The organism is Gordonia sp. (in: high G+C Gram-positive bacteria), assembly GCF_049647785.1.
Classification (GTDB): Bacteria; Actinomycetota; Actinomycetes; order Mycobacteriales; family Mycobacteriaceae; genus Gordonia.
Genome location: NZ_JBARYI010000074.1, coordinates 1 through 14,263 on the forward strand (window position 1 = coordinate 1; position 14,263 = coordinate 14,263).

The 14,263-nt window shown below is 63.7% G+C and carries 15 protein-coding genes; 6 read left to right on the forward strand and 9 right to left on the reverse strand.

From position 1 onward, the window contains the following. Positions 1 to 68: 68 nt before the first annotated feature. From WBA38_RS11395 to mshA, 6 genes are all read right to left on the reverse strand, one after another. Positions 69 to 758, reverse strand: a complete 690-nt coding sequence (locus WBA38_RS11395; protein WP_424322728.1) for a winged helix-turn-helix domain-containing protein — start codon at positions 756 to 758, stop codon at positions 69 to 71. Further along, positions 755 to 1,909, reverse strand: coding sequence for a sensor histidine kinase (locus WBA38_RS11400; RefSeq protein WP_424293898.1), 1,155 nt, complete (start codon positions 1,907 to 1,909; stop codon positions 755 to 757). The genes WBA38_RS11395 and WBA38_RS11400 overlap by 4 nt, the downstream gene beginning before the upstream one ends. Before the next feature lie 219 nt (positions 1,910 to 2,128). Continuing rightward, positions 2,129 to 2,431, reverse strand: a complete 303-nt coding sequence (locus tag WBA38_RS11405) for a GNAT family N-acetyltransferase (RefSeq protein WP_424293897.1) — start codon at positions 2,429 to 2,431, stop codon at positions 2,129 to 2,131. Between the two features lie 48 nt (positions 2,432 to 2,479). Next, complete coding sequence (locus tag WBA38_RS11410) at positions 2,480 to 3,223, reverse strand: phosphoglyceromutase (RefSeq protein WP_424293896.1); 744 nt, start codon at positions 3,221 to 3,223, stop codon at positions 2,480 to 2,482. A 63-nt stretch (positions 3,224 to 3,286) separates the two neighbouring features. After that, complete coding sequence (locus WBA38_RS11415; protein WP_424293895.1) at positions 3,287 to 3,877, reverse strand: YbjN domain-containing protein; 591 nt, start codon at positions 3,875 to 3,877, stop codon at positions 3,287 to 3,289. Next, positions 3,874 to 5,193 (reverse strand): D-inositol-3-phosphate glycosyltransferase, encoded by a 1,320-nt coding sequence (gene mshA / locus WBA38_RS11420; protein WP_424293894.1) that lies wholly within the window; start codon positions 5,191 to 5,193, stop codon positions 3,874 to 3,876. The genes WBA38_RS11415 and mshA overlap by 4 nt, the downstream gene beginning before the upstream one ends. 165 nt (positions 5,194 to 5,358) lie before the next feature. On the opposite strand from mshA, the gene WBA38_RS11425 reads away from it, so the two are divergent. From WBA38_RS11425 to WBA38_RS11440, 4 genes are all read left to right on the forward strand, one after another. Further along, a complete protein-coding gene (locus tag WBA38_RS11425) occupies positions 5,359 to 6,261 on the forward strand; it encodes a metal ABC transporter solute-binding protein, Zn/Mn family (RefSeq protein WP_424293893.1) in 903 nt (300 codons plus the stop codon). Further along, on the forward strand, positions 6,258 to 7,106 hold the full coding sequence (locus WBA38_RS11430) for a metal ABC transporter ATP-binding protein (RefSeq protein ID WP_424322729.1): 849 nt from the start codon (positions 6,258 to 6,260) through the stop codon (positions 7,104 to 7,106). Before WBA38_RS11425 ends, WBA38_RS11430 begins: the two co-directional genes overlap by 4 nt. A 32-nt stretch (positions 7,107 to 7,138) precedes the next feature. Further along, complete coding sequence (locus WBA38_RS11435) at positions 7,139 to 7,966, forward strand: metal ABC transporter permease (protein WP_424322738.1); 828 nt, start codon at positions 7,139 to 7,141, stop codon at positions 7,964 to 7,966. Positions 7,967 to 8,028: 62 nt separating this feature from the next. Then, positions 8,029 to 8,949 (forward strand): homoserine O-succinyltransferase, encoded by a 921-nt coding sequence (locus WBA38_RS11440; protein WP_424322730.1) that lies wholly within the window; start codon positions 8,029 to 8,031, stop codon positions 8,947 to 8,949. Positions 8,950 to 8,970: 21 nt separating this feature from the next. Here the strand turns inward: WBA38_RS11440 and WBA38_RS11445 are convergent, their stop codons facing one another. Further along, positions 8,971 to 9,447: a DUF2599 domain-containing protein gene (locus WBA38_RS11445; protein WP_424322731.1), complete on the reverse strand. Its 477-nt coding sequence runs from the start codon at positions 9,445 to 9,447 to the stop codon at positions 8,971 to 8,973. Next, on the reverse strand, positions 9,444 to 11,012 hold the full coding sequence (locus WBA38_RS11450) for a carboxylesterase/lipase family protein (protein WP_424293310.1): 1,569 nt from the start codon (positions 11,010 to 11,012) through the stop codon (positions 9,444 to 9,446). Before WBA38_RS11450 ends, WBA38_RS11445 begins: the two co-directional genes overlap by 4 nt. 79 nt (positions 11,013 to 11,091) lie before the next feature. Here WBA38_RS11450 and WBA38_RS11455 point away from each other — a divergent pair, with 79 nt between their 5' ends. Beyond that, entirely contained in the window at positions 11,092 to 11,835 is a 744-nt protein-coding gene (locus WBA38_RS11455) for a LamB/YcsF family protein (RefSeq protein ID WP_424322732.1), read from the forward strand. Beyond that, positions 11,832 to 12,758, forward strand: coding sequence for an EamA family transporter RarD (gene rarD / locus WBA38_RS11460; RefSeq protein WP_424322733.1), 927 nt, complete (start codon positions 11,832 to 11,834; stop codon positions 12,756 to 12,758). The genes WBA38_RS11455 and rarD overlap by 4 nt, the downstream gene beginning before the upstream one ends. Here the strand turns inward: rarD and WBA38_RS11465 are convergent. Continuing rightward, positions 12,718 to 14,160, reverse strand: coding sequence for a phosphatase PAP2 family protein (locus WBA38_RS11465; protein WP_424322734.1), 1,443 nt, complete (start codon positions 14,158 to 14,160; stop codon positions 12,718 to 12,720). The two genes, rarD and WBA38_RS11465, sit on opposite strands and share 41 nt — an antisense overlap. Positions 14,161 to 14,263 lie beyond the last annotated feature (103 nt).

Below are 14,263 nucleotides of genomic sequence, written 5' to 3' on the forward strand. Positions count from 1 at the left end.
CCCGCACTATGTCAGACGTAGTGCGGGAATCGACGCATCATGCGAGAACAGCGGGAGCGGAGCGAGCGCTATGCCTCGAACTTGTAGCCGAGGCCGCGGACGGTGATGAGGTGGCGGGGCTGGGAGGGGTCGGGTTCGACCTTCGACCGCAGTCGCTTGACGTGGACGTCGAGGGTTTTAGTGTCGCCGACGTAGTCGGCACCCCACACGCGGTCGATCAATTGGCTGCGCGTCAAGACGCGGCCGGAATTGCGCAGCAAGTACTCGAGAAGGTCGAACTCTTTCAGCGGCAACGTGACCTCATTACCGGCGACGGCAACGGTGTGTCGCTGCACGTCCATGCGGACCGGGCCCACCTCGACGACGCCGATCGCCGCATCTTCGTCGTCGGCCACCACACCGCCGCGGCGCAGCACGGCGCGAATACGGGCGATCAACTCGCGAGCCGAATACGGCTTCGTCACGTAGTCGTCGGCGCCCAATTCCAGTCCGACAACCTTGTCGATCTCGCTGTCACGAGCGGTCACCATAATCACCGGGACGGCCGAGCGCACTCGAATCTGCTTGCAAATCTCGGTACCCGACACGCCGGGCAGCATCAAATCCAGCAAGACGATGTCCGGGTTGACCCGCTCAAAGGTCGAAACCGCCAGCGCGCCGTCGTTGACGATGCTCGCCTCGAAGCCTTCCTTGCGGAGCAAGAAAGCCAGCGGGTCGGCTAGCGATTCTTCGTCTTCAACGATCAGTACGTGCGTCAACTCGTCAGTTCCTCTGTGTTCGTCGACGGTCCACCGGGCGGTGACGTCGGGTCGATGGGGATGTACAGGCTAAAGGTCGATCCGGTGCCGGGCCGTGACCACAAACCAATGTGTCCGCCATGGCTGGCCGCGACGTGCTTGGCGATAGCAAGACCGAGGCCGGTACCGCCGGTCGCGCGAGAGCGCGCCTTGTCGACTCGGAAAAACCGTTCAAACACCCGCTGCTGGTCCGCCGGGGCAATTCCGATCCCGCGGTCGGTGATGGCGATCATCACCATCTCCTCGTCGTCGAGGGTGACTGCCTTGCGGCTAACTGAGACCACCTCGCCGGCGGGCGAATGGTTAATGGCGTTGATCAACAGGTTCGACAATGCCGTCAACAGCAGCGTGCGGTCGCCCTGGATGAAAAGGCCGCTGTGGCCGTCGGTCACCAGATCGATCTCCGCGACCTCGGCGGAAACCCCCGCCGCCGCAACCGCGTCGTCGACGAGCGCATCGACGTCGACCTGCGTGAAGTCCGGGATACGACCTTCCTGCAGCCGCGAAAGACCAATCAACTCGTTGACCAGCGACCCCATCCGGGTCGCTTCCTTCAAGACGCGGCGACCGAAGTGCTCCACAGCTTCCGGATCGTCGCGCGATTCGAGCATCGCCTCGGTCATCAGACTGATGGCACCGAGCGGGGTCTTCAGCTCGTGGGAGACGTTCGCGGCGAAGTCGCGCCGGGTGGCCTCCACCCGCTGGTTGGTGGAGTCGTCGTCTCCGAACACCAGGGCGTACCCAACGCCGTCGAACGTTGCCAACTGCGCAATGCAACGAACATTCTCGACCTGGCGGGGCATGGTGCGGCCCGTCGACAGGAAACCCAGTGACGAGTGCGGCGGAACAAAGTCGAAGTGTCGGTCGATGCCGGTCAGGAAGACCTCGGTGACAACCTCTGCGACGCCGTCGGCGAGTTGGTCACGCAGCATGCCAAGCTCTGCGGCGCGCTTGTTGTAGAGAATGACCTGGTGGTATTCGTCGACGACGACAATCCCGGTCGCGGTGTGCGCGACGATCAGCCCGAGTAGATCGGGGCGGAAACGCTGATGATCGACGATCACCAGATCTTCAAGTGGCGTGTCGGCAGCACCGGCTCCGGCCGCACCCATCGGCTCCTCGCCCCGCACGTCTCCCTGCTTCGCTCAACTGACATGAACAGCTTCTGACCGTTCCGGTAACCCGGATACCCCCGAAGCTTACGTTGAACCGGCCGTTGTTCGCAGCCTGTGGGCTCAGTATTCGAAGCGTGTTCACGGCACGTTCGCCTGGGTTGCAGACAAGTAAACCCCCGGGGTGCCGGGGGTTTACTCGGTTCATCTCAAGAGGCTTTAGGACGCGACGATGTCGTTGTACTCGGGATGTTTCTTGACGTAACTCTGAACGTACGAGCAGACCGGCACGACTGTTTGGCCGTTGGCGCGAATGTCGTCGAGGACATGCTTGACCAGTTCGCCCGCGTAGCCGCGGCCACCGAAGCGGTCGTAGACCACGGTGTGCGTCAGGGCGAGACGATCGCCATCTTGCGTGTAGTCCACATAGCCGACTTCGAGCGGCGCGTCCGCTTCCAAAACATCGGCGCGATAGCGCTCGCGGGAAGCGATGTGAGTTATCTGAAGAGTACCGTCAGCCATAGCTTCTAATGTAGCGCAGGCCACATGGGTGCGCCACGCGTGGCAGAGCTACTTATTGCCCTGTGCGGCAACGGCTGCCGCGCCTGCGGCCGCCGCTTCCGGATCCAGGTAGACGCCGCCCTTGGTGACCGGACGGAGGTTGTCGTCTAGGTCGTAGCGCAGCGGGTTGCCGGTCGGAATGTTGAGCTCGGAGATGTCGGCATCGGAGATGCCGTCGAGGTGCTTGACGAGGGCCCGCAGCGAGTTGCCGTGCGCTGCGACGAGGACGGTCTTACCGGCGCGCAGGTCGGCTTCGATGGACTCGGTGTAGTACGGGATGAGGCGTTTGACGACGTCTTCGAGGCACTCGGTCAGGGGAACTTCGATGCCCGTGTAGCGGGGGTCACCGACCTGGCTGTACTCGGCGTCAGCTTCGATGGCCGGCGGCGGGGTGTCGTAGCTGCGGCGCCACAGCATGAACTGCTCGTCCCCGTACTTGGCCTTGGTTTCGGCCTTGTTCAGCCCCTGCAGGGCACCGTAGTGACGTTCATTGAGACGCCAGTCGCGGACTACCGGAATCCAGTGGCGGTTGGCGGTGTCGAGCGCGATCTGCGCGGTGATGATGGCGCGACGCAGCAGCGACGTGTAGAGCACGTCGGGGAGCAGGTTGTGTTCAACGAGGAGTTCGCCAGCGTGAACCGCTTCAGCGCGGCCCTTGTCGGTGAGGGCCACATCGACCCATCCGGTGAACTGGTTGGAAGCGTTCCACTCGCTCTCGCCGTGACGCATCAGAATCAGGGTGCCGTTGCTCATAACGGCCAGTTTCCCATATCGCTCACCAACTCCGGCAACCACCGCGTAACCCGACGTGCTCGATTACGACGGGGCGTCTCCAACCGACCACACGGGCAGCGCATCGGGATCATCGAGCGGGGCAATTTCGGGGAGTTCAGACTCGTCGATGAGGTGGGCGAAGGCCTCGAGATTTCGCATCGACTCACCGCGCGCCTTGCGCCACGCCCATTCACGTTTGATGGAGGTCAGGAAGCCAATCTCAAGGATCTGATTGAAGTCGCCATCGGCAGCCTCCAGTACTTGACCGAGGATGCGGTCGACTTCATCGCGCGTCAATGCGTCCACCGAGATTCGACCGACGAGGTAAATGTCGCCGATGTTGTCGAGGGTGTACGCAACGCCGTACAGCCGCCGGTTACGCTTCAGCAGGTACTTGTAAACACCTTCGAGATTCTCGTCGGCTCGGCGGCATACAAAGGCTTCGACGCGGACGCCGTGTGCGCCTGCGGTCAGCAAGACCGTGGTTTTGAGCTTCTTCTCGCCCGGCAACTCGATGACGAAGTGCTCGGATTTGGCCCCGCCGGAATCCTTCCTCGCGTACGGGATTCCCGTTTCGTCGAGGACCGCGACCAACGCGGCAATTGTTTCGGCCGGGTTCTGTTTTTCGTTCACGCCAAAATCCTCGCTCGGTTGCGCCAGTGTTGGGAGCCGAACCGCGTCTGGTCCAGCGGTCGCGTGGCGCCCAGGGCAGCACCGGCGCGCGCGTAGCTTTCCAGTAGCGCGTCGGTGGTGTGCTCCCACGAAAACTGTTGGGCGTGGGCTGCGGCCGCTCGGCCCATTTGTGCCCGACGTGCCGGGTTGTTGATTAGTTCGGCAAGTTTGGGTGTCCAGATTTCGATGTCGTGTCCGTCGACGAGGACACCGGATCTGCCGTCGTCTACCGCCACGGAGAGTCCGCCAACGTTGGCAGCGATCACCGGTACACCGCAGGCCTGCGCCTCGATGGCGACGAGCCCAAAGCTCTCCGAGTAGCTCGGCACGGCAACTACGTCGGACGCCCGATAAACGTGGACCAGTTGGTCCGGAGCCTGCGGCGGCAGGAAGTCGACGCGGTCGGCCAGTCTCAATTCGTTGACCAGGTCGATCAGGGCGGTTGGTTGCGCGAGACCACTGCCCGATGGCCCTCCGACCACCAGCACGCGGAGGCGCCCGGTGGAGTCAGCGCGAAGTAGCGGGGCCATCGCCGAGACGAGCACATCGGGGGCCTTGAGTGGCTGGATGCGGCCAACGAAAGTCACGAGCACATCGTCGGCGGCCAACCCCAGGCGAGCGCGGGACTCGGCACGGTCGCCCGGCGAGTATTGATCGAGGTCGGCACCCGGCACCACAACGTCGATCCGCGACGGGTCGGCCCCGTACATGTCGACAAGTTCGGCGACTTCGGTCTGCGTGTTGGCGATGAGACGGTCGGCTTCGTCGACGACTTGCTGTTCGCCGACAACGCGCACCATGGGCTCGGCCGGGTCGCCTTCGGCGAGGGAGGCGTTCTTCACTGCGGCCAGCGTGTGGGCGGTGTGCACCAACGGAACACCCCAGCGGTCGCGCGCCAGCCAACCAACCTGGCCGGACAGCCAATAGTGCGAATGGATGAGTTCGTAATAGCCGGGCTTCTGCGCGGCCTCGGCACGCAGCACGTTGGCCGAGAATGCGCAGAGTTGACCGGGGAGGTCACGCTTGTCGAGGCCGTCGAATGGTCCGGCGACCACATTGCGGACGGTCACTCCGGGGGCAGCCTCGACCACCGGTTTGTCGCTCGACGACGTCGCCCGGGTAAAGATCTCGACTTCGATGCCGCGGCGGGCCAGGCGGGTCGCGGTCTGCCAGACGTAAACGTTCATGCCACCTGCGTCACCCGTGCCGGGCTGTGCCAGTGGTGAAGTGTGCACCGAGATCAACGCAATGCGTCTCGGGGCGTGGCCGACGGTCATACCACCAGAGTAGATAATCGACGACGAATTGGGTGCGCCGCGTCTGGCACCGATCGCGACAATGCGACATATGCACAGCTAGGCATTGCTTCGACAAGATCTACTTCCCGGTAATACACTCTCTCGGTAACGATTTTCATTATCTAGAGAAGGTGGATTTCCCACATGACACGACCCGGCATCGCGCGGCGCATCACCCTGGCAGTGGCCACCCTTCTCGCCGTAGCGACCGCAACCGCCTGCGGAGCCGACAGCAGCGGTCCGCAAGCTACTGACCATCCGGTGGTCGTTGCCTCGACCGATGTGTGGGCTTCGGTCGCGAGCGCGGTCGGCGGCGATCGTGCCGAGGTGATCGCGCTATACAAGTCGCCGGACGGCGATCCCCACGAGTACGAACCCTCGAGCGCCGATACTGCCCGCGTGCACGACGCCAACCTCATCGTCATGAACGGCGAGCACTACGACGCGTTCATGGAGACCGCCGCCGAAGGTGCCGAGGGTGCCAAGGTCGTCGCCTACGACGCGCGGTCGGACCAGGACCGCGGAAACGAACACGTCTTCTACGACCTCGCCGCCGTCGCCGACACAGCCAACCAGATCGCCGACAAGTTGGCTGACATCGCTCCGGTGAACGCCGACTACTACCGGGGCCGCGCGTCCGACTTCGTCGGCCAGATCGGCACGCTGCGCGCAGCTCTCGATGCCATCAAGCAAAGCCACGGCGGCACCGAGATCGCCGCCACCGAACCCCTCGCCGCCACGATGATTACCGATGCCGGACTGGTCGACGCTGCTCCGGCCGGCTTCCAGGAGGCCGTCGAGCAGGGGCAGTCACCGTCAGCCGCCGATCTCGCCAAGTTCAATGACCTGCTGTCACAGCACCGGGTTAAGGCACTGATCTACAACACCCAGGCCGTTGATTCGAGCACGCAAGCAGTCTTGGACACCGCGCGGGCGTCGAAGATCGCCATCGTCGAGTTCACGGAGTCGCTTCCCGCCGGGGTCACCGACTACATCACGTGGCAGCGTGCGCAGATCGATGCACTGGCGAAAGCCCTGAACTCGTGAGCACCGACGGTACCGCCACCGATGCAGCATTGAGTTTCCGCGACGTCGGTCTCACGTTCGGCGACCGCACGCTGTGGAGCGGCCTCGACCTCGACATCGCGCCCGGCGAGTTTGTGGCCGTACTGGGACCGAATGGTTCGGGTAAGACCTCGCTGCTGCGTGCGATCTTGGGGCAGACGGCGTTGTCGTCCGGTTCCATCACCGCCCACGGCAATATCGGCTACGTGCCACAGCAGCATGCCGAGGACTCGGACTCCATGATGCTGCGTGGCCGGGACCTGGTGGGATTCGGTGTCGACGGCGCTCGTTGGGGCGTCGGCCTGCGCGGGATCCGTCAGCGCCGTGCGTTGGTCGACGCCGCCGTGGCCGAGGTCGGCGCGGAAGCCTTCGCCGACCGGCCGCTGGGTTTGCTGTCCGGTGGCGAACAACAGCGGTTGCGGATCGCTCAGGCGTTGACGCGCGATCCGGAAATCCTGCTGTGCGACGAGCCGCTGTCGAGCCTCGATCTGGCCAGCCAGAGCGTGGTCGTTGACCTGCTTGATTCCCGTCGCCGCCGGGCAAACACCGCGGTCCTATTCGTGACGCACGAGCTGAATCCGGTGTTGCCCTTCGTGGATCGGGTTCTCTACTTGGCTGGCGGCTCGTTCCGCATCGGGTCGGTGACCGAAGTGATGAATTCGCAAACGTTGAGCGAGTTGTACGGCAGTCCCGTGGAGGTATTGCGGATCGGCGGGCGACTGGTGGTGCTCGGCGGCGATGACGACCACCACTGCGCGACGCACACCTATCCCGGTGACGCGCTCGGCACCGATGTCGGTTTCGCTATTGCCGGGGACGACCTGTGATCGGCCCGCAGACGACGGTGCTCGCGGCCGACATGGGCAACTTCTGGAACTTTTCGCAGACCGCCGATCTCCTGTCCCGCAGCTTTGTGCAGCAGTCGATCGTGGCGATCGCCCTTCTCGGCCTTATCGGCGGGCTACTCGGGCCGATGATCGTCGCGCGGCAGATGAGTTTTGCGGTGCACGGTGCGGCGGAACTGTCGTTCACCGGCGCGGCGGCGGCGCTCCTCGCTGGGGTGAGCGTGAATGTCGGCGGCGTGATCGGCGCGGTCTTGGCCGCCGCGGTTTTTGGGTTGCTGGGCAACCGGGCGCGCGAACGCGATTCGGTAATCGGTGTCGTCATGGCCTTCGGCCTGGGCTTGGGCGTCCTGTTCCTGAGTTTGTACGGCCGGGTCGGCACGGGTTTTGCCCTGTTGACCGGTCAGATCGTCAGCGTCAGTCATAGCGGACTGATCGCCGTTGCGCTTACGGCGTTGGTGATTGTGGTCGTGTACGCGATTATCTACCGCCCGTTGATGTTCGCCAGCTTGGATCCACGCGTCGCGGCAGCCTCGGGGGTACCGGTGCGCGCACTGTCGATCATCTTCGCCATTCTGGTTGGCCTGGCGGCGGCACAGGGCGTGCAGATCATCGGCGCCCTGCTGGTGATGAGTTTGCTGATTACGCCCGCGGCTGCCGCGGTGCGGGTCACCGCAAACCCGACAACGGTATTGATCTTGTCGATCGTGTTCGCTGAGATCGCCGCAATCGGCGGCTACATCCTCTCCTTGGCGCCGGAACTGCCGGTGTCGGTAATGGTCACGTCAACTTCGTTCGCGATCTACGTGGTGTGCCGTGCGTTCGGTATGCGGGCTCGGGACTGAGTCCGGAGCACGGCGACCTTCCGACGCTGCCGGGCTCGAATGTCCCTGGCACTATTGAAGGTATGCCGGTCAACATCCCGCGAGACCTTCCCGCCCGAGCAATCCTCGAGGACGAGGGCATCTTTGTCATGTCCGACGAGCGCGCACGCACTCAGGACATCCGGCCCATGCGCATTGCCATCCTGAATCTGATGCCGACGAAGGAAGCCACCGAGACCCAACTGCTGCGGGTGCTGGGCAGCACTCCCCTGCAGGTGGAAGTGACCCTGCTGCACATGGCGAGCCACTCCTCACGCAACACCCCGCCCGAGCATCTCGAAGCTTTCTACACCACGTTCGCCGACGTCGAGGACCAGTACTTCGACGGCATGATCATCACCGGTGCGCCCATCGAACTGCTGAAGTTCGAGGACGTCGACTACTGGCCCGAGATGGTGCAGATCTTGGACTGGACGCGCGAGCACGTCTACTCGACCCTGCACATCTGTTGGGGCGCGCAAGCCGCGCTGTACCACCATCACGGCGTGCAGAAGTACGAGTTGCCGAGCAAGCTGTCGGGGATTTTCGAGCACCGGGTGGTGCGACCGGAGTCGGCGCTGCTGCGCGGTCTCGACGATTCGCTGACCGTCCCGCAGTCGCGCCACACGGGCGTTCACGCTGCCGACCTGGAGTCCGCAGGCACCGTCGAGGTCCTAGCCGTGGGCGACGACGCCGGGGTGCTGCTGGCGACCACCCCGGATCTGCGCCAAGTGTTCATCACCGGACATCCCGAATACGACCGCGACACGCTTGACCGCGAGTACAAGCGCGACGCCGAGGCCGGGCTGTCACCGGCGCTACCTGAGAACTACTACCCGGATGACGACCCGTCCCGCGAACCCGCCGTCACCTGGCGCAGTTACGGTGTCATGCTGTACGCCAACTGGCTCAACCACTGCGTGTACCAGCAGGTTCCGTTCGAGCAGTCGCACCCACTCCGATAACCGCGGACGGTGGCGGTCTACCTATTCTTCCGGCATCCCGGGGTTACAGCGCGAGGCGATCATTTCTTCGGGGGTAACGACGGGACGGTTGGGTTCCAGATTCCAGGTGGGCTTATTTGGTTCAACGAGACGGGCAAACGTCCAGTGGCAGTCGAACTGAGCCTTCATCCCGGGAGTGTCGGCGCCCGGGTCTAATGCCAGGACTTCCCGCCACGCTTCAGTCCCCGCGGTCGGTGACTGCACCCTGCGTCCGTTGATGGTCGGCGCAATCTGCAGACTTGGTCCGACCGCCGTATCGGCCCACGTCGCCGATGCGATGTACGGCGGCGGCAGAACCTCATTCGGACCCGTCGACGACGTGAGCGTCACGGGTGAGGTCACCGGGACGGGAGCGGACGACGACGTCGAATCCGAGGCAGTTTCGTCCGAACTCGAGCAGGCCGACAGTATGAGGGCGGTAATACCGACGATGACTGCGCCGACCACCCGTCGCGTCATTCCGAGACCGTCACTGATTCGTGCGGGGCCACCGTCACGCGTTCCCACGCTTCACGACGCGGTCCGTGCGGGTCCACTTCGAGGCGCGGCGGGTCGTCGAGGATCATCACGTTCCGCTGCTCGCGGGTGTAAACAGGCCAATCAAGTGCAGGCTTTCCGGTGCGCGCGAACCACGACCACCGCGATTGCATGAGGGCGGTGATGCGTTTGGTCTCGCCCCAACTGCCGGCGGCTGCCAGGGGCGCACCAATTGCGTCGCGGTAGGTACCGAACACGGCCAATAGTTCCGTTGCGTGCGTGGCACCGATCCCACTGAGGTTGAGCAACTTCGGCGCGTAGTCGTAGCGGTACACGTACGTCGGTGCGTGCTCGCTGTGGTAGCCGGCAAATCGAATAGTGGGGGTCCAGAACGTGGCGTCAGCCGCAATCAGGACTGCCCGGCGCTTACTCGGATAGAGCTTCTGGAGTTCTTCGACATCCGCCGAGGCACCCAGTTCCACGAAGGCCTGTTCGCGATCGGGCAGGATGTCCCAGAATCGGGCAAAAAGTTCACCCTCGTCTTTGTTGTTGCCGATGATTGTTGGCACCGAGAAGGTGTTGCCATCGCGGGCGGCGTCGAGCGGGTTTTGCGGCAGGTAATCGCCATCAATGACCGGCGCAAACGGGATCGGGTCGGTGAGACGAGCACCGCGGGTAAACCCGAGAAGCTTGTTTCCAATGCGCAGCAATTCGCTGGGACTCGCGCTGTCCACAATGCGAGCCACATACTCGGGATCGAGCGGTTCTTCGGTCCGTTCGGGGCCCCTGCGCCGGGTCGGATCCACGAGCAGCCGCACATACTCGTCGGCGAAAATCTGCGCATTCTCCTTCGTCACCACGAGGTCCGGGGCCGGACTCTGCGAGATGGCACCGGAGAACAGACCTTCTGCGGCGGGCGTCGACAGCAGGGTGAGGACGGCTGAGCCGCCAGCGCTCTCACCGAACACGGTGATCCGTTCGGGATCACCACCGAAAGCGGAAATGTTGCGCTTGACCCACTCGAGTCCGGCAACCATGTCCCGGAGACCGGGGTTGGAATCGAAGACTCGCTCGTCAGTGGAGTAGTCACTCAAATCGAGGAACCCGAACGGGCCAAACCGGTAGTTCACGGTCACGATGATGACGTCGCGGGCGCGGGCCAGGAACGAACCGTCGTAGATCGGCGTTGACGTGCCACCCAAGATGTACGCGCCGCCGTAGTTGAACACCATCACCGGTCGCGGCGTTGCCGAGACGGTAGACGGGGCAAACACGTTGAGCGTCAAGCAGTCTTCGCTGCGCGGCTGGAAACCCGCACCGCGCGCGGTGAAGACCTTTTCTTGCATCGGCGCCGGACCGTACGCGTAGCACTCACGCACGCCAGGCCACGGGGTGACCGGCCGCGGCGCGCGCCACCGGAATTTGCCGACGGGCGGCTCAGCGAAAGGGATTCCCCGCCACGAAATAGTGCCGCGGCGCGCGCCCCGGCCTCGCTTGCCGTCGACGACGCCGTCATAGGTCTCGACGAGAGTGTCCATAACTGCCATGAACCGACCCTAGTGCAGTCGGGTAACTAGCAGTGCAGTGGTGTGGCTCGCGGTGCAGTGGTGTGACTAGCATCGAAGCGTGGCACTCGAAATCGACCTCAACGCTGACTTAGGCGAAGGTGTCGGCGACGACGACGCCATGCTTTCCCTGGTTACCAGCGCGAACATCTCCTGCGGATTTCACGCTGGTACTCCCCGAGTCCTGCACGAAACGTGTCGCAGCGCGGTCGCGGCCGACGTGCGGATCGGCGCTCAGGTGTCGTACCCAGACCTCGCCGGCTTCGGGCGACGACCCATGGACATCGAGCCTGCCGATCTCACCGCCGACATCTTGTACCAGGTCGGCGCGCTGACTACCCTCGCTAAATCCGTGGGCGGCACAGTGCGATACCTGAAACCCCACGGCGCGCTGTACAACACCGTCGTCCACAACGAACGGCAGGCCGCCGCAGTCGTCGCCGCCGCCGTAGCGGTGCGACTGCCCCTGATGTGTCTGCCCGGATCCGTCGTTGAGTCCCTTGCACGGGAGGCCGACCTACCGGTCATCACCGAGGCCTTCGCCGACCGTAGCTACACCGCCGAGGGCACCTTGGTTCCCCGCACTCATCCGGGTGCCGTCCTGACCGATCCGCAGGTCGTGGCCGCGCGAGTGGTAAACCTCGTCGAGACCGGACGCATCATTGCGATCGACGGCAGCGAAGTCACTGTTGTCGCCGATTCGGTCTGTCTGCACGGCGACACGCCCGGCGCCGTAGCCCACGCCCGCCGCGTCCGGGAAGCACTGGCCGCAGCTGGGGTGCGTGTTCGACCGTACGGTTCATGACCGGCCGCGAGGCCCTTCGTTCGGAGACGGCGCGCGGAACCCTCGCAGGCTTCACGGCCTACGGCGTGTGGGGACTGTTTCCCCTGCTCTTTGCGGCCATGGTGCCAGCAGGGCCGTGGGAAATTCTCGCGCACCGCATCCTGTGGACGTTGCTGCTGTGCGGGGTCCTCCTGACCCTCATGCGCGACTGGTCGTGGATTCTGCCGCTACGACGTCAGCCCAGACTCCTTGCCGGGGTGACTGCGGCGGCCTTCCTGATTGCCACCAACTGGGTGGTGTACGTGGCTGCGGTGACATCCGGCAACACCAGCGACGCCGCCCTCGGCTACTTTCTGAATCCACTGGCGACGGTAGCGCTCGGGGTGGTCGTCGTGCATGAACGACTCCGGCCTCTGCAGTGGACCGCGGTGGCAGTCGGAGCCGTAGCCGCCATCTATCTGGCGGTGGTGGCTGGCGAGTTTCCGGCCACCGCATTGGTTCTTGCGGTGTCGTTCGCGCTCTACGGACTGGTCAAGAACAAAGTCGGCGTTGCACTACCCGCCCTGCACAGCTTGTCGTTGGAGACCGCGATTCTGTCGCCGGTAGCGGCGATCATTCTGGTGATCGTTGCCTTTACTCCCGCGGGCATGACTTTCGGCACGGGTATTGGGCACACCGGACTTCTGGTCTTTTCCGGTGTCGCCACCGCCATTCCCCTGCTGCTGTTCGCGGCAGCGGCCCGTCGAATCCCTCTTGTGACCATCGGATTGATCCAATTCATCACGCCGATTCTGCAACTGCTGTGCGCGGTGCTACTACTTGGCGAGCAACTACCCACCCAACGCTGGATTGGCTTCGGGATCGTCTGGGTGGCGCTGATCCTGCTCGCCACGGACAGCGTCCTTAAAGTTTGGTCGACTCGGTCTTCTTCGACTCCGGGGTGATCATCGCAACGGTATCGGCCGTCCATCGGCGCGCCGATCCGACGACCTCGCGCAGGGCTTCCGCGGTCTTCTGACCGACCGTGGGCGGGCGCGGACCGTCGAACGCCCGCTGATCGCCCGGATGCAGTTCCACGGTCAAGAAGGCGATCGCGACGGCGAGGACAACGCCGAGCAGCGCAAGGCCGCCGACCGCACCGCTCACGGCTAGTTCCACTGAGAGAAAGCGGGTCGACAGGAGTACGCCACTAAACGCTGTGGCGCCGAAGGCAATGACTCCGGCGCGATGCCACGACCATCCCAGTTCCGGTCGGGTGAGTGCTGCTTCCAGGGTGAGGGTGAAGATGATGCCTGCGAGGATGTCGATGCCGTAATGGAAACCGAAGCCGAGAGTGGCCCCGGTGGTGCAGACCAGCCAGAGGGTGCCGAAGATCTTCGACACGGTGGATCCGCGCCAGCCGTGAATCAAGATGCACGTCGCCCATGCGGTGTGCAGACTCGGCATGCAGTTGCGAGCCACCGCTTGCGCGAACGGGGCCGATTCGGGGTCCCCGATGATCGGCAAGTGCAACGGCCACACGTCTTGCCATCCGGCACCGGCCAACTCATGCCCAAAGGCGTAGGTGGGTCCGACGACGGGGAACACAAAGTAGATGAGTGGGCCGATCATGCCGATCAGCAAGAAGGTCCGAATGATGTGATGGCGGGGGAAGCCGTCACGCGCACTATTGCGGAGTTGGAAGAACGCGATGATGGCCGCACCGACCGGCAGGTACACGTAAACCTTGCTGAAAATCTCGGTGAGGATCGGGCTTTCGCTGACCACCGATCCGACCGCCCACGCCGGACTACCGAGCGCGCGGTCGGCCATTTCAACAAACTCATCAAGCACGGACGGATTCGCACGACTCGACAGCACCAACCACACATCGCCAACGCGGCCCATCACGATCAAGAGCAGTCCCAGCCCCGCGGCTTTCAGGGTGCTTGCTTGCTCAGGCCCGCGCAGTCGCCACGCCGCGTATGCGGCAGTGCCCACCAGCGTGAACAGGATCCCGTTGCCAACCGTCAGTTCGTTGCCGGCAAACAGTCGCTGTGCGTTCCACAGGAGTTCAATCGCGGCCGCAACACCGATCACCGGCAACCGCAGGCGCGACGGCAAGCACACCAGAGCTAGGAGCAACCCCGCAATCTTGATCTCACCGATCTGTGCACGACCAACAAAGTCCGTCGCCAGCAACTCAAACGGGCCGGTGATGTCGTTAGCGACCGCAATGGCGTTGCTGATCAGGGCAAAGGTAAACAAAAACCCGATGGCAGCAATCCAGGCACCGCGGGTGAACTCGATACGGCGCCCCTGCCGCATCTGTGTACCCAACGAACGCAGGGTTGTTCCACCAAACATTCATTACACGTTAGTTAACAGACCCTGAACGCCAACAATCAGTCACCGTTCATTGTCACCAATTCGATGCCTCCCTGTGCTCTGATGCACAGGTCACCCGGAA

What these genes read in the sequence shown, in the direction of transcription:
- WBA38_RS11435 (WP_424322738.1), top strand. Translation starts at nt 7,139, where the DNA reads ATGGGCAACTTCTGGAACTTTTCGCAGACCGCCGATCTCCTGTCCCGC.
- WBA38_RS11440 (WP_424322730.1), top strand. Translation starts at nt 8,029, where the DNA reads ATGCCGGTCAACATCCCGCGAGACCTTCCCGCCCGAGCAATCCTCGAG.
- mshA (WP_424293894.1), bottom strand. Translation starts at nt 5,193, where the DNA reads ATGACCGTCGGCCACGCCCCGAGACGCATTGCGTTGATCTCGGTGCAC.
- WBA38_RS11465 (WP_424322734.1), bottom strand. Translation starts at nt 14,160, where the DNA reads ATGTTTGGTGGAACAACCCTGCGTTCGTTGGGTACACAGATGCGGCAG.
- WBA38_RS11410 (WP_424293896.1), bottom strand. Translation starts at nt 3,223, where the DNA reads ATGAGCAACGGCACCCTGATTCTGATGCGTCACGGCGAGAGCGAGTGG.
- WBA38_RS11450 (WP_424293310.1), bottom strand. Translation starts at nt 11,012, where the DNA reads ATGGCAGTTATGGACACTCTCGTCGAGACCTATGACGGCGTCGTCGAC.
- WBA38_RS11425 (WP_424293893.1), top strand. Translation starts at nt 5,359, where the DNA reads ATGACACGACCCGGCATCGCGCGGCGCATCACCCTGGCAGTGGCCACC.
- WBA38_RS11445 (WP_424322731.1), bottom strand. Translation starts at nt 9,447, where the DNA reads ATGACGCGACGGGTGGTCGGCGCAGTCATCGTCGGTATTACCGCCCTC.
- rarD (WP_424322733.1), top strand. Translation starts at nt 11,832, where the DNA reads ATGACCGGCCGCGAGGCCCTTCGTTCGGAGACGGCGCGCGGAACCCTC.
- WBA38_RS11400 (WP_424293898.1), bottom strand. Translation starts at nt 1,909, where the DNA reads ATGGGTGCGGCCGGAGCCGGTGCTGCCGACACGCCACTTGAAGATCTG.
- WBA38_RS11405 (WP_424293897.1), bottom strand. Translation starts at nt 2,431, where the DNA reads ATGGCTGACGGTACTCTTCAGATAACTCACATCGCTTCCCGCGAGCGC.